This window comes from Phytoactinopolyspora halophila (assembly GCF_003287285.1).
GTDB classification, from domain to species: Bacteria; Actinomycetota; Actinomycetes; order Jiangellales; family Jiangellaceae; genus Phytoactinopolyspora_A; species Phytoactinopolyspora_A halophila.
Window position 1 is genome coordinate 15,160 of sequence record NZ_QMIG01000026.1, and the last position, 13,432, is coordinate 28,591.

At 67.6% G+C, this 13,432-nt stretch carries 13 protein-coding genes; 5 read left to right on the forward strand and 8 right to left on the reverse strand.

The window, feature by feature from the left end; all coding sequences use genetic code 11:
* Positions 1–59 precede the first annotated feature (59 nt).
* Positions 60–782: an AfsR/SARP family transcriptional regulator gene (locus DPM12_RS18815; RefSeq protein ID WP_158542950.1), complete on the forward strand. Its 723-nt coding sequence runs from the start codon at positions 60–62 to the stop codon at positions 780–782.
* Between the two features lie 13 nt (positions 783–795).
* Here the strand turns inward: DPM12_RS18815 and DPM12_RS18820 are convergent, their stop codons facing one another.
* Positions 796–1,578, reverse strand: coding sequence for an alpha/beta hydrolase (locus tag DPM12_RS18820; protein WP_112259898.1), 783 nt, complete (start codon positions 1,576–1,578; stop codon positions 796–798).
* 444 nt (positions 1,579–2,022) lie between these two features.
* Here DPM12_RS18820 and DPM12_RS18825 point away from each other — a divergent pair, with 444 nt between their 5' ends.
* The 4 genes from DPM12_RS18825 (at position 2,023) to DPM12_RS18840 (ending at position 5,917) form a co-directional block, all read left to right on the forward strand.
* Positions 2,023–3,558, forward strand: a complete 1,536-nt coding sequence (locus DPM12_RS18825) for a molybdopterin-dependent oxidoreductase (RefSeq protein WP_112259933.1) — start codon at positions 2,023–2,025, stop codon at positions 3,556–3,558.
* 92 nt (positions 3,559–3,650) lie between these two features.
* Positions 3,651–4,370 (forward strand): fasciclin domain-containing protein, encoded by a 720-nt coding sequence (locus DPM12_RS18830; RefSeq protein ID WP_112259934.1) that lies wholly within the window; start codon positions 3,651–3,653, stop codon positions 4,368–4,370.
* 156 nt (positions 4,371–4,526) lie between these two features.
* Positions 4,527–5,120, forward strand: a complete 594-nt coding sequence (gene sigK / locus DPM12_RS18835) for an ECF RNA polymerase sigma factor SigK (RefSeq protein ID WP_112259899.1) — start codon at positions 4,527–4,529, stop codon at positions 5,118–5,120.
* 5 nt (positions 5,121–5,125) lie between these two features.
* Entirely contained in the window at positions 5,126–5,917 is a 792-nt protein-coding gene (locus DPM12_RS18840; protein WP_158542951.1) for an anti-sigma factor, read from the forward strand.
* Between the two features lie 64 nt (positions 5,918–5,981).
* Here the strand turns inward: DPM12_RS18840 and DPM12_RS18845 are convergent, their stop codons facing one another.
* Genes DPM12_RS18845 through DPM12_RS18875 form a run of 7 tightly spaced genes read right to left on the reverse strand, consistent with a single transcriptional unit; the run spans position 5,982 to position 13,270 of the window.
* Positions 5,982–6,692: a GntR family transcriptional regulator gene (locus DPM12_RS18845; RefSeq protein ID WP_112259901.1), complete on the reverse strand. Its 711-nt coding sequence runs from the start codon at positions 6,690–6,692 to the stop codon at positions 5,982–5,984.
* Positions 6,692–7,912, reverse strand: coding sequence for a fumarylacetoacetate hydrolase family protein (locus DPM12_RS18850; protein WP_112259902.1), 1,221 nt, complete (start codon positions 7,910–7,912; stop codon positions 6,692–6,694). The genes DPM12_RS18845 and DPM12_RS18850 overlap by 1 nt, the downstream gene beginning before the upstream one ends.
* Positions 7,912–9,237: an enolase C-terminal domain-like protein gene (locus tag DPM12_RS18855; protein WP_112259903.1), complete on the reverse strand. Its 1,326-nt coding sequence runs from the start codon at positions 9,235–9,237 to the stop codon at positions 7,912–7,914. Before DPM12_RS18855 ends, DPM12_RS18850 begins: the two co-directional genes overlap by 1 nt.
* Before the next feature lie 24 nt (positions 9,238–9,261).
* Complete coding sequence (locus tag DPM12_RS18860) at positions 9,262–10,542, reverse strand: TRAP transporter large permease (RefSeq protein ID WP_112259904.1); 1,281 nt, start codon at positions 10,540–10,542, stop codon at positions 9,262–9,264.
* Positions 10,543–10,549: 7 nt separating this feature from the next.
* Positions 10,550–11,110 (reverse strand): TRAP transporter small permease, encoded by a 561-nt coding sequence (locus tag DPM12_RS18865; RefSeq protein ID WP_112259905.1) that lies wholly within the window; start codon positions 11,108–11,110, stop codon positions 10,550–10,552.
* On the reverse strand, positions 11,107–12,156 hold the full coding sequence (locus DPM12_RS18870) for a DctP family TRAP transporter solute-binding subunit (protein ID WP_112259906.1): 1,050 nt from the start codon (positions 12,154–12,156) through the stop codon (positions 11,107–11,109). The genes DPM12_RS18865 and DPM12_RS18870 overlap by 4 nt, the downstream gene beginning before the upstream one ends.
* A 49-nt stretch (positions 12,157–12,205) precedes the next feature.
* A complete protein-coding gene (locus tag DPM12_RS18875; RefSeq protein WP_211659142.1) occupies positions 12,206–13,270 on the reverse strand; it encodes an Ldh family oxidoreductase in 1,065 nt (354 codons plus the stop codon).
* Positions 13,271–13,432 lie beyond the last annotated feature (162 nt).

The window sequence follows — 13,432 nt, forward strand, 5'->3', positions numbered from 1 at the left end:
GGCCGAGTATGAAGCGAAAAGATTCACGTCTGCGGTTGCGCCTGTTCGGGTGCTGGCAGATGTCCGTCGACCATCGAACGGTTGACATGCCGTTGCGCGCCCGGCGCATCATCGCGTTGCTCGCACTTCGCGGACGGCTGCCACGGTCATATGCAGCTGCGACGCTGTGGCCGGACACCGACGAGCAGCGGTCGCAAACCAGCCTGCGGGCGGTGCTGTCCGACGTGCAGCGGCGCATGCCCGGGATCGTGCACGCGTCGAATGGCGACCTGGAGCTGTCCGCGGAGGTGTCCGTGGACGTGCACGAGTTCCGTGCTGACGCCGCGACGGTGCTGCGTGGCGAGAGGCCGGACCTTTCCGGTGTGGACGACCTCGCGGCCGTCGCCGGAGGCGAGCTCCTTCCCGGGTGGTACGACGAATGGGTGCTCGTCGATCGCGAGCGGCTGCATCACCTGAAGCTGCACGTGACGGAGGCGCTGTCGGATCGCCTGATGAAGGACGGCTTCTTCCCGCAAGCGCTCGAGATGGCGTTCCGGGCGGTCGAGCTCGATCCGCTGCGGGAGAGCGCGCGCCGCGCCGTGATCCAGGTGTATCTGGCGGAAGGCAATCCCGCGTCGGCGGTGCGCGAGTACCGGCGCTTCCGGGCGACTCTCCGGGAGGAGCTGGGCGTCGAGCCGACGTACCAGCTGAGCGAGCTCGTCGAGCGGGGGAGCCAGTCTTCGTGGCCGGTGGAACCGGGCAGGCAGCCGGTACCGGATCGAACCTACCTGCCGACCGCCTGAGGGAGGTAGCGCGTCAGCGGGGCACGTGGCCGGGCGTGGCGAGCCAGCTGGTGAGCCGGCGGGCGAGGCCGGCGTCGAGCGTCTTCTCGGCGTGCCCGAAGCCCGGTTCGAGCCAGAGCGTACCGAGCTCGCCAGCGGCTGCGCTCACGCGTTGCGCGTGATCGATGGGGAACAGATGATCTCGATCACCGTGGACGACGAGCAACGGCACGTCGAGCTGGCCCGCGGCGGCGACCGGATCGATGGGGAGCGGCTCGGTCCACGGCACGTGCGTGACGTATGTACGGCGGAGCATCCGGAGCGCCAGCCTGCCGCTCCTGGTGAGAACGAGCTGGTGCAGCAGTCGCATGCGGGAGGTTCCGCGGTAATACCACTGGCTGGGACCGCTGACCGCGGCGATCCGGTCAACGCCGCCGTGCAGTGCGCCGTGCCGGACCACCACGGCGGCACCGAGCGAGAAGCCCAGCGTGACCACCCGGTGATAGCCGAGGCACCGTGCCCAGGCGACGGCCGCTTCGACGTCGTGAACTTCCTGCCAGCCGAGCGTGGACGTTCCGGTGGAGCCGCCGTGGCCGCGAAGATCGACGTGAACGACCCCGACACGTTCGCTGATCCAGTGGCCGATCTGCTGGAGTAGCGGATGCCGGGAATGGAGCGTGAAGCCGTGTGCGACGACGACGGCCAGATCCCGATTCCCGGACGTGGCCGGGAGGTGTGCCGCCTCGACGATCGTTCCGTCCTCGGTGAGCAGCCGCTGGCGGCGGACGTGCTGCTGGCCCGGGTGCTGATTGTTCATGGTTGTATACGAGACTACAGGGTGGAGTTGGATCACCGGTGCCTTCGGTGTCGTGAGGCTGACGGCAGCGGATCAAAGGAACCGACATCATCGAGGTTATGGCCCCGACAACGTCGGTTCTTTCGCGGCCGCTGGGTGAACCCGTCATTGCATGTCCGCGTGGCCACCAGCGTCAGGTGCGGGCATGGCATCACGGAAGCGGTGTCCCTTATTCATGGACCCACGCCCCGCACTTCTTGGTTCTGCGGAACGTCCAGCGGCCGAATTGCGCCCCTGGACGTTCCGAAGAACCAAGAAGTGGGCGTGCGGCAGTCCAGTCGCCGCGATTGTGGGTGTAGCGGCCTGCCGTGGTTGGTGATGTAGACCAATCCGCTGACCGATCGGCCCCGAACCAGGGGTATGAACGCTTCCCGCTCTTCGGCGCATCCACCAGTCGTGCGGATCATGGCCGCAGCCGCCGGCGTGGTGGCAGGTGCCGTGACGCTCGCCGCCGGTGAGCTCGCCGGATTGCTCGTCGGCCCACGGTCGGGGCCGTTCTTCGTCGTCGGTAACACGATCGTTGACCTCACACCGGAATGGCTCAAGAGCTTCGCCATCTCCACCTTCGGCGAGAACGACAAGATCGCGCTCTTCGCGTGCCTGGCCACGATGCTGACGTTGCTGGCGGCCATCGCCGGGTGGTTGCAGCTGCGACGTCCGCCGTGGGGTCTGGTACTGGTCGGGATACTTGGTGCGGTGGCCGCGGTCGCGGCGCTTACCCGGCCCGGTTCCGATGCCTGGTACGTGATCCCGGCGATCGTAGCCATCGTCTCGGGGTCCCTGACGCTGTGGCTGCTCATCAGTGTCCTGCGCGAACGGCCCGAGCAGCCGAGCGATTCGGCGCACGCAGACGCACCGCAGCCGCTGCCGAGATCGAGCCGGCGCCGGTTCCTCGTGCTGACCGTGGCGGCCGCCGGTCTGGCCGTGGCAGCGGCGGCCGGGTCCCGCACCCTCGGGCAGACGAGACAGGACATCCTCGATGCCAGGGCACGGCTCCGGCTGCCCTCCGCGGACGATCCGGCCGCGCCGCCGCCTGTGGATGCCGAACTCGACGTTCCCGAGATCACGCCGTTCACCACGCCCAATTCGGAGTTCTACCGGGTCGATACGGCGCTGGAGATCCCCAGGCTGCATCCCGGCGAGTGGCGGCTGCGGATTCACGGGATGGTCGACGAAGCCGTCGAGATCGACTTCGACGATCTCGTGTCATTGCCGCTCGTCGAGCGAATGATCACGTTGACCTGCGTGTCCAACGAGGTTGGCGGTGAGCTGGCGGGTAACGCCGTGTGGCTGGGATATCCGCTGCGCGCGCTCCTGGAACGGGCGCGGCCGCACGACGACGCGGACATGGTGCTGTCGACCAGCGTCGACGGCTTTACCGCCAGCACACCACTCGAAGCCTTGACGGATGGCCGGGACGCATTGCTCGCCGTCGGGATGAACGGCGAGCCGCTACCGATGCGGCACGGATTTCCGGTGCGGATGGTGGTTCCCGGCCTCTACGGCTACGTGTCCGCGACGAAGTGGGTCACCGACCTCCGGGTCACCAGGTTCGACCGGGAGACGGCGTACTGGACCGACCGTGGCTGGGCGGAGCGGGCACCGATCAAGACGGCGTCGCGGATCGACGTCCCCGGCTCGTTCGCCCGCCTGGACGCGGGCCCGAACGTCGTCGCCGGCGTGGCGTGGGCGCAGCGCCGGGGGATCGGCGCCGTGCAGGTCAACGTCGACGACGGGGAGTGGTACGAGGCCGAACTCGCCGGTGAGGTCTCGGTGGACACGTGGCGCCAGTGGTTCTGGGAATGGGACGCCGAGCCTGGCCGGCACACCGTGCGTGTGCGGGCCGTCGATGGCGACGGCGCGCTGCAGACCGGCGAACAAGTCCCGCCGATACCCGACGGCGCGAGCGGCTGGCACTCCGTAGTGGTGGAGGTGATCTGACCAGAAGCATCTCACCCGTTGGCACACAGCACCCAGAACGCGAAACCCAGACACGAAGATTCAGCAACTCGATCATGGAAGGAGTCGCGATCATGCGACAAATCACCCGACGTACATCGGCGGTCCTGGCGGCTGCCGTGACAGTGTCCCTTGCCGTCGCCGCCTGTGGCGACGATGCCAGTGAAGATGCCGGCAACGGGAGTAACGACGACGCGGCCAGCGCGCCGCAAGAGGACGAATCCGGCGACGACAGCAGCGACATCTCCGACGACGAAGGGGAAGCCTCCGACGACGAGTCTCGGGAGGGCGAGGCGATGGCCGGGCCCGTCGGGCCGGGATGCGCCGACTATGCGGAGGCGGTTCCGGACGGTCCGGGCTCGGTCGATGGCATGGCCGAGGACCCGGTGGCGACGGCGGCGTCGAACAACCCGTTGCTGACGACCCTCGTGTCCGCGGTTTCCGGGGAGCTGAACCCGGACGTCGACCTGGTGGACACGCTCAACGGCGACGAGTTCACCGTGTTTGCCCCGGTCGACGACGCGTTTGCCGAGGTGGACGACGAGACGCTGGATGCGTTGTCCGAAGACGCCGATCTGTTGACGACGGTCCTCACTTACCACGTCGTTCCCGGACAGGTGCCACCCGACGAGATCGCCGGTGAGCACGAGACGGTGCAGGGCGAGAGCGTGACCGTTGAGGGAAGCCCCGACATGCTGACGGTGAACGACGCCGACGTCATCTGTGGTGGCGTCCAGACGGCCAACGCCACCGTGTATCTCATCGACGCCGTGCTGATGCCACCGATGGAGTGACAGGCGGTGCCCGTCTCCGGCAGCGGGGACGTGACGGGTGGTCTCCCGCCTCCCGGGGAGGGCGGGAGACCACCCGATCGAGAGTTCATATCGGCGGGCGACCGGGAACGAGGAAGGTATCATCATGCATCTGCGCAGCTTGAGGATTGGCCACTGATGCCTGGGTTACGATCCGTCCCATCGGGCGACGACGCCGAGCCGGAGTCCGGTGATGTGCTGGCCGGCTTGTTGAACAGGTCGGCCCGGGGCGACATCGCCGCCTTCGAAAGGATCTATGACGACGTGGCCGGTGCGGTGCTGGGTCTCGCGCTGCGGGTGGTGCGCAACCGGGCTCAGGCCGAAGAAGTAGCACAAGATGTGATGGTCGAGGTGTGGCGCTCGGCAGCGCGATACGCCCCGGAGCGGGGCAGCCCGATGGCGTGGATCATGACCATTGCCCACCGCCGTGCTGTCGATCGGGTGCGCCACGAACAGGCGTCGGCTGAACGGGATGACCGGGTTGTGGCCCGGGACGAGCGGCGGCCGGTCGATGAGGTCGCCGAAGAGGTCGAGTCGCGCTTCGAGCGCGAACGGACCAGGCGCTGTCTCGGCACGCTCACCGACCTTCAGCGGGAGTCGGTGACCCTGGCGTACTACGACGGCTACACCTACCGGGAGGTCGCGCAGCTGTTGAACACTCCGCTGGGAACCGTGAAGACGCGATTGCGCGACGGTCTGATCCGGTTACGCGACTGCATGGGCATGGGGTGATGAGGATGGCCGCGAACGCCGAGATCCACACCCTCGCGACCCCGTATGCGTTGCATGCGTTGTCGGACGAGGACGTAGAGCTGTTCGAGCAGCACCTGGCCGAGTGCGCGGCGTGCCAGGCAGAGGTCGACGAGATCCGCGAGACCGCGACGCGGCTGGGAACCGCCGCTGCCGTCGTGCCGCCATCCGAGTTGAAGGCCGACGTGATGCGGCGTGTCGCGCACGTCCGGCCGCTGCCACCCACCGAAGACGTGGATGACGGGGATCGCCGTGCGCTGGAGGCGGGCGTTCGCCGCCGGGGGTGGCGTCGCTGGTGGGGGCCGGCGGCCACCGGTCTGGCCGCGGCGATGACAGCGGGAGTGATCATGCTCGGCGTCCAGCTGAACGAGACTCGCGATGACCTCGAACGCGCCGAGCAGCTCGCGACGCAGGTGGAGGAGCTGGTGGCCGCGCCGGACGCGGAGATGATCCACGCCGACGGCGACGCCGCCGCCGGTACCGTCGTCATGGCGCGTTCGCTGAATACCGCCGTCGTGCTCGCTCGTGATATGGACCCCGTGTCCGCGGAGGAGACGTACCAGATGTGGTTCATCGGTGACGACGGCGCCCGTTCAGCGGGTGTCCTGGGTGACACCGACGACGGCCAGCTCGGCCCCGTCACGGCGCACGGCCTCGACGATGCGGAGCACATCGGCATCACCGTCGAACCCGCCGGTGGGTCCGAGCAACCCACGACCGATCCCGTCATGGTGATCGACCTCCCCACCGCACCCTCCTCCCCGTCCTCGTCCCGCTGATCATGAACACTTGGCAGGCCGCACGGCCTGCCAAGTGTTCATGATCAGCGGGACGAGGGCGAGGTCAGAAGATGCGGGGGGACTGGGGGAAGCGCAGCTGGATGTTGCCGGTGTCGTCGAACGCCCGCGCGAAACGGTAGAAGGCCTTCGTCAGGTGCTCCCGCATCGCGGTCTCGGCTTCGTCCGGATCACACGCCTCGATCGCGTGGGCCAGCCGGGCGTGCTCCTCGATCGTCAACGCGCCATTCGTGTCGGGGGAGTAGAGGCGGAACGCGTGGAAATGACAGTGGGTTTGATCATAGGCATTCTTCACGACGTCGTTTCCGAGTGCCCCGAGGATGAGCCCGTGAAACCTAGTGTCGTGTTCCAGCAGGTGCTGGCGGATGTCCGGGACTCCCACGATGGCCCGGGTGAACCGTTCGATCTCCTCGTGCAGCCACCCGCTGGGGTTACCCAGCCGGTTCACGGCCACGGCGCGCACCGCCCACAGGTCGACCACCAGCCGGAACTCGAAGAGCTGGCGCAGGCTATCGAGGTCGAGCAGCGGTGTGGTCTGGTACCCCTTCCCGGGAACCTTGTGCAGCAGGTGATCGCCTTCCAGCCGACGCACCGCCTCGCGGATCGGTGTCTGGGACACGCCGAGCTGCCGCGCGAGCGCGTCGATGTTGACCCGCTCTCCAGGAGCGATGGCGTTCTCCAGGATCAGCGTACGTAGCTGGTGGTAGACATCGTCGCTCGACAGCCGGCGGGAATGCGCACCATCCGCGGTCGGCATCACGGCTCCTCCCGGGAACGGCTACCGTCACGCTGGCAGGTCTCAGGATTCCTGGCCATGACGGTACGTGTAGTCAAGTACTCAGTCAGCGCGCGAATCCCGAACGTCCATTGCGGCAGGGAGGCGGTGTCCGCGACCTCGTTGACCAGGGTGCCCAGATGCGTGCTGTGAATCGACACGCGGTCGCCGTGCTTGTGGGTGAATCCCATCCCGGGAGTGTCCCGATCCTGCACCGGCGCGAACAGCGTCCCCGTGTACAGCGCGAATCCGTCCGGGTACTGGTGGTGTGGGCCGTACGTCGCGTCGATGAGCTGTTCGAAGGGACGGCTGAGCCGGCCGACGCTGTTCTCGCCCTCCAGCACGTATCCGTCGTCGGCCCCGTCGACCCGCAACGTGATCCGCTCCTCGCGGGCGGTGTCCACCGTGAAAGATTCGTCGAACAGCCGGATCAGCGGGCCGATCGCACTGGAGGCGTTGTTGTCCTTGGCCATCCCCAGCAGCAGGGCGCTGCGGCCCTCGACATCGCGCAGGTTCACATCGTTGCCCAGGGTGCAGCCGCGTGCCCGGCCCCGGGAATCGACGATGAGTACGAGCTCGGGCTCCGGGTTGTTCCACGACGAGAACTGCGGGACGCCGATCCCGGCCCCGTAGCCGACGGACGAGAGCACCGGGGCTTTGGTGAACACCTCGGGGTCCGGCCCGAGCCCCACCTCCAGATACTGCGACCACATGCCTTCGCGGACCAGCACCTCTTTGATCTCCTCCGCGGCCGGGGAGCCGGGTACCACCGCGCCGATCTCGTCGTGCAGCACGCCGCCGACGCGCTCGCGCAGCTCGGCCGCCCGTCCGGGGTCTCCCGCGCAGCGTTCCTCGATGACCCGTTCGATCATGCTGTCGACGAAGGTCACCCCGCAGGCCTTGACCACCTGCAGATCCACGGGGGCGAGCAGGTGCGGGCGATCGTGGTCGCGGGCGAGCGACGCGTCGACGAGATCGGTGAGCCGCCAGCGGCGGGCACTTCCGATGTCGCGGATACTGGCCGTATCGGCGGCGTCGACGGTTTCGAGCAGCTGCGACGTGGTGGGCGCGACGTGGAAAAGGTCGACGACGTCGTCGCCGGAAACCAGGACCGGCCGGGGCCCGCCGGTCTCGGTGTCCCAGACCCGGCCGACGAGCGTCGCGGAGGCGGCGTCGTCGGGAAGCATTCCAGCCGTGGCCATCAGGAACGTCCCTCGCCACCTGCGCCGGCCTCCAGCTCGCGCCACCCCGGGCCATCCGGATAGACCCACGTGTCCAGCGAGCTCTCCAGCATCTCCGCGCCGATCCCGGGCGCGCGGGGAGCCAGGTAGTTCCCGTCGCGCATCCGTACCGGCTCGGCGAAGTGCTCGTGGAGGTGGTCGACATATTCGATGACGCGGTCGCGCATGCTCGCGCTGACGGCAGCGTAGTCGAAGAACGAGAAGTGCTGCACCAGCTCGCACAAGCCCACGCCGCCGGCGTGGGGGCAGACCGGAACCCCGAATTTCGCGGCGAGTACGAGGTTGGCGAGGTTCTCGTTCACCCCGGCAACCCGGGTGGAGTCGATCTGCATGACGTCGATCGCGCCGGCCTGCAGCAGCTGCTTGAACACGATCCGGTTGGCGACGGCCTCGCCCGTGGCGACCTTCACCGGAGCCACGCCACGGCGGATGTCGCGATGACCGAGTACGTCGTCGGTGCTGGTCGGTTCCTCGATCCACCACGGGTCGAACTCCGCAAGCGCGTTCACCCAGGTGATGGCGTCGTCGACTTCCCAGCGCTGGTTCGCGTCTATCCCGATCTTCACATCAGGTCCGACGGCTTCGCGGGCCAGGCGCATCCGTCGCCGGTCGTGGTCGAGATCGCCACCGACCTTCAGCTTGACCATGTCGAACCCCTCGGCGACGGCGTCCTTGCACAGCCGCACCAGCTTCTCGTCGCTGTAGCCGAGCCAGCCCGGCGTGGTCGTGTAGGCGGGGTAGCCGTGCTGCTGGAGCTCGTTGATACGTTCCTGCTTGCCCGGCTCGGCACGGCGCAGGATCTCCAGCGCCTCCTCAGGGGTGAGTGCGTTGCCGATGTGCGTGAAGTCGATCGCGCGCACGATCTCCTCGGCAGGCAGCTCGGCAAGCAACAACCACAGCGGCTTGCCGGCCCGGCGGGCACGCAGGTCCCACAGGGCGTTGACGAGGCCCCCGCAGGCCATGTGCGAGACGCCCTTCTCCGGACCGAGCCAGCGCAGCTGCGAATCGTGCACGAGCAGCCGCGACGCGGCGGCCATGTCGCCGAGGAGCTCGTCGACGTCGCGTCCGCGCAGCAGCTCGCCGTAGCTTTGCATGGCCCGGACCACCAGCTCGTTCCCGCGGCCCCCGGTGAACACCAGGGCGTGCCCGGTCTCGTCGTCGCTCGTGGTGATGGTGACGTAGGCGGCGGAATAGTCAGGGTCGACGTTGACCGCGTCGGAGCCGTCCAGCTCCAGCGAGGTGGGAAAGCGGACGTCGCGGGTGTGTACGGATGTGATGCGGGACAAGAGCGATCACCTTTCTGATGCATCCTAGGCCAGTCCCAGGAGGGTGGGCAGCCACAAGCTGACGGCGGGTACGAACGTGACGACGAGCAACACGACGAGCATCGGCACGTAGAACGGCATGACACCGCGGATCACCGTCGTCACCGGTGTGGAGGTCACGCCCGACAGCACGAAATGCAGCAGGCCGACCGGCGGTGTCAACAGGCCGAGCAGGAGATTGAAGATCACGATCGCCGCGAAGTGCATCGGGTGTATCCCGAAGGTTTCGGCCACCGGGGCGAGCACCGGGACGACGATGAGGATGGCGGCGGTGGGTTCGAGCACGGCACCGATCACCAGCAGGAACACGTTCACCAGGATGAGGAAGATGATGGGGTGATTCGTGACCTGGAGAATGAGATCGGCGATGGCTTGCGGTGCGCGTTCCCGGGCGAGCACCCAGCCGAACAGAGCGGCACCGGCGACGATGAGCAGGACCGACCCGGCTGTCTCCACCGTCTGCAGGATGACGTGGTAAATCTTTCGCCAGGTCAGCGCGCGATACGCGAGGGCGAGCAGGAAAATGTAGAGAACGCCGCTGGCCGAAGCCTCGGTCGGGGTGACGATGCCGCCGAGGATTCCACCGAGAATGATCACAGCAGCACCGGCCGCCGGCAGTGCGGCCAGCAGCTCCTTGCCCCGGACCGACCATGATGCCCTGGATTCTCGCAGCTCTTCCTTGGCGCGCGTCATCCACCACACCGTGACGCACAGGCACACGACCAGGACGAGTGCTGGCAGGATGCCGGTGACGAACAGCGCTCCCACGGACAGGCCGGCCGTCACCGCGTAGATGATGGCCGGAATGCTCGGCGGGATCAGCGGCGCGATGACCGACGACGCGCCGGTGATGCCGACGCTGAAGGAACGGCTGTAACCACGCTTGACCATCGCCGGCACCTGTACCCGGCCCATGGCCGCGGCGTCGGCGATGGCGGCGCCGGACATCCAGGAGAAGCCGAAGCTCGTCGCCACGTTGACATAGCCGAGACTGCCGCGCACGTGCCCCAGAAACGCGACCGCCGCACCGTAGACCCGGTCGGTGATGCCCGAGACGTTGGCGAGATTGCCCAGCAGGATGAACATGGGCACGGCCAGGATCGGGAAACTGTTGACCCCGGACAGGGTCTGCTGCACCGCCAGCTCCAGCGACGCCGATCCGTCCACGAGGACATACACCAACCCGGGTGTGAGCAGCGCGATCGCGACGGGAACCCGCAGCATGAGAAGGACGATCAGGGCGGCCAGCATGAGGAGGAGAGTCATGGCAGCCTCAGATCCCTTCCTTCTCGACGCTGTCCATGGCCTTCGGGACTTCCCGCGGGTGGCGCACGTTCACGTAGATGTTGAACAGGCTGTGCGCGAGCATCAGGCCGAACCCGATGAAGCCGGCCAGGTAGATGACGCTCACGGGCAGCCCGGTCGCCGGCGCGTGGGTGGTCGCCTCCCCGGCGGCGCCGAACGCCGCCACCGTCATGGAACCGGCCACCAGCACGACCACGAGCATGGCGAACGTGTCCACCGCGACCGCCAGCCGCCGGCCGAGCCCGGCCATGAGGAGGTCCACCGAGATGTGCAGCCGGCGAGCGGTGACGTAGCCGGCCGCGGCAAACGTGAGCCAGACCAGCAGGAAGCGCGCCACCTCCTCGGTCCACGGCAGCGGGCTGGAGAACACGTACCGCGTCACCACCTGCAAGAAGATGACGGAGAACGTCGCCACGAGCAGCAGGCAGCACACCGCGCGTTCGAGCTGCATCGCCGCCCGGTAGGGACGGGATACGCGCTCAAGATAGTCGGGAGCGTCCGGCGCGTCGTCCTCCCCAGATGGGGTCATGGAGTGCCCCGGATTTCGAGGTAGAGATCACCCCAGGGCACCTCGTCCGGCAGGTGATCGGCGACCGCGTCGGCGAAGGCCTCGCGATCGACGTCCTCGACCACCTCGATCTCGTCGGAGCCCTTCCACTCCTCGATGAACTCTTCCTCCTCGCTCACGATGCACTCACGCACGGCCTCGCTGGCCTCGTCCATCGCCTCGTCCAGGAGCGCGGCCTGCTCGTCGTCCAGGGAGTCGTAGACGCCGTCATGCGTCACCGTGTGCACGGCCTGCACCATGTGCCCGGTGAGGTTGATGTAGTCCTGGACCTCGTGAAACCCGGACGAGGCGATCGTCGGGACCGGGTTCTCCTGGGCGTCGAGAACTCCCTGCTGGAGAGCGGTGTAGACCTCATCCAGGGCCATCGGCGTGGCCGTTCCGCCCATGCCCTCGATGTTCGTCAGGTAGAGGGGCGCATCCGGGGTGCGTAGCTTCACGCCCGCGAGATCCTCCGGAGAGTTGACCGGGACATTCGACGTGACGTGCCGGGTGCCGTAGTACCAGGTGGACATCACCCGGATGCCGGATTCCTCGTAGAGGTCGTCGTGGATCTGGGTGATCTCTTCCCCGTTGACCGTCTCGATGAAGTGGTCGACGTCGTCGAACAAGTAGGCACCATCGAGCACGGCGGCCGGCTCGTGCCACACACCCAGGAACGACGGGCCGGCGACGGCGATGTCGAGGCCACCGTTGGCGATCTGCTCCAGGGACTCCGCCTCGTTGCCGAGCTGTGCGGACGGGTAGCTTTCGATGTTGATCCCGCTGCCCTCGAGGTGTTCCTGGATGGCGGGCACGCCACAGGTCTCGACGGGATGGGAGGCGTCGTAGACGTGTGCGAAGCGCAAGATCTCGTCGTCGGACGTAGCAGCCTCTGTGTCCTCCTCGTCGACGGTCTCTCCGACGTCGCAGGCGGCCAGGGCGGTGGCCACCAGCAGCCCGACGCCCGGTACGAGTGCGAGGGAGCGCTGGCGGTTGCGGGTGCCGTTCGTCGCGTTGGTCTTGATCATGTGCGTTCTCCGTTGAATGTCGTGATGGCAGTTGTCGACCAGGCTGGAATCATCCGTCCTGGCCGCCGGCGTCGGTGGTGCCCGCCACTCTGGGGATGCCGAGCGAATCGGCGAGCTGGTCAAGCTGCTCGGCTGTAGACGCGGGGAGCATGACCGTTTCGGCACGGGCCCGGCCGTACTCGATGTCGCCGGGCGCGTATACGTCGGCCGCGTCCGGAGCCCCGCTGTCGCGGACGCGTTCTTGCAGGCGCGCCACCCGCCGCTCCGTCGGCGTCCGGCCGGCGAAGGATGCCGTGTCGATGGCGATCAGCAGATGCCCGGTGTTCATCTGCACCGCGTGATCGTTCCAGATGTCCCGCGTCTCGTGAGCGAAGGCGGCAGTGGTGAGTGAGGCCCCGAGGGCTTCGAGCACCACCGAGAGCGCCGAGCCCTTCGGTCCTCCGAAGGGCAGCAACGCTCCCTGGAGGGCACGTTCGGCATCCGTGGTGGGATCCCCGTGCGCGTCAACCGCCCATCCGGCCGGGATCGGCCGGCCGTCGTTGCGGGCGGCGACGATCTTTCCGTACGCCCCTTCGCTCGTCGCGAAGTCGGCGGTGAGGGGGTGATCATCGGTGCTGGGAACGGCGATGGTCAGGGGATTCGTCCCCAGGAGCTTGCTCGCGCCGCCGTAGGGCGTGACAGAGGGTCCGGTGGTCGACGTGAGGATCCCGATCAGGCCGTGTGCGGCGAGTTCGTCAGTCCAGTACGCGCCGGCACCGTAGTGGACACTGTTTTGCACCGCCACGACAGCGGCTCCGTGGTGGTGCGTGATGCTGATCGCGCGCCGCACCGCCGCGTTCATGGCGACCTGGCCGAGCCCGGCGTCGGCGTCCAGCAGGGCGGTGGCCCCGCGTTCGTCGATCCAATGCAGGTCCGGTCGGGGGTTGATCCCTCCGGCCTGGAGCGCGGAAACGTACAGCGGTAACCGCAGGAGACCGTGCGAGTGGATGCCCCGCTGATCGGCTTGCACCAGCGAGCGGCTGGTGACGTCCGCATCTTCTGGCGGCACATCGACTGCTCGTAGCGCCCGGGAGGCGAACTCGGCCAGTACACCGGGACTGTACTGCATCGTCATCTGCGCGCAATCCCCTAACCTATAGGATTTTGCGAAAGCCTATAGGGAATGCGCGTGTATGGCAATGGTCTGTCCTCTTTCGGCGCTCACTCCATGTCTCGCGCCGCCTCCACCGCCCCCACGTCTCCCACCCCCGGCATCTGGCCGCCCCGGCATCTGCGC

Excerpts from the sequence above, each read along its gene's own strand:
- DPM12_RS18860 (WP_112259904.1), bottom strand. The coding sequence starts at position 10,542 with ATGACTCTCCTCCTCATGCTGGCCGCCCTGATCGTCCTTCTCATGCTG.
- DPM12_RS18850 (WP_112259902.1), bottom strand. The coding sequence starts at position 7,912 with ATGGCCACGGCTGGAATGCTTCCCGACGACGCCGCCTCCGCGACGCTC.
- DPM12_RS18830 (WP_112259934.1), top strand. The coding sequence starts at position 3,651 with ATGCGACAAATCACCCGACGTACATCGGCGGTCCTGGCGGCTGCCGTG.
- DPM12_RS18845 (WP_112259901.1), bottom strand. The coding sequence starts at position 6,692 with ATGCCGACCGCGGATGGTGCGCATTCCCGCCGGCTGTCGAGCGACGAT.
- DPM12_RS18840 (WP_158542951.1), top strand. The coding sequence starts at position 5,126 with ATGGCCGCGAACGCCGAGATCCACACCCTCGCGACCCCGTATGCGTTG.
- DPM12_RS18875 (WP_211659142.1), bottom strand. The coding sequence starts at position 13,270 with ATGACGATGCAGTACAGTCCCGGTGTACTGGCCGAGTTCGCCTCCCGG.
- sigK (WP_112259899.1), top strand. The coding sequence starts at position 4,527 with ATGCCTGGGTTACGATCCGTCCCATCGGGCGACGACGCCGAGCCGGAG.
- DPM12_RS18820 (WP_112259898.1), bottom strand. The coding sequence starts at position 1,578 with ATGAACAATCAGCACCCGGGCCAGCAGCACGTCCGCCGCCAGCGGCTG.
- DPM12_RS18815 (WP_158542950.1), top strand. The coding sequence starts at position 60 with ATGTCCGTCGACCATCGAACGGTTGACATGCCGTTGCGCGCCCGGCGC.
- DPM12_RS18870 (WP_112259906.1), bottom strand. The coding sequence starts at position 12,156 with ATGATCAAGACCAACGCGACGAACGGCACCCGCAACCGCCAGCGCTCC.
- DPM12_RS18825 (WP_112259933.1), top strand. The coding sequence starts at position 2,023 with ATGGCCGCAGCCGCCGGCGTGGTGGCAGGTGCCGTGACGCTCGCCGCC.
- DPM12_RS18865 (WP_112259905.1), bottom strand. The coding sequence starts at position 11,110 with ATGACCCCATCTGGGGAGGACGACGCGCCGGACGCTCCCGACTATCTT.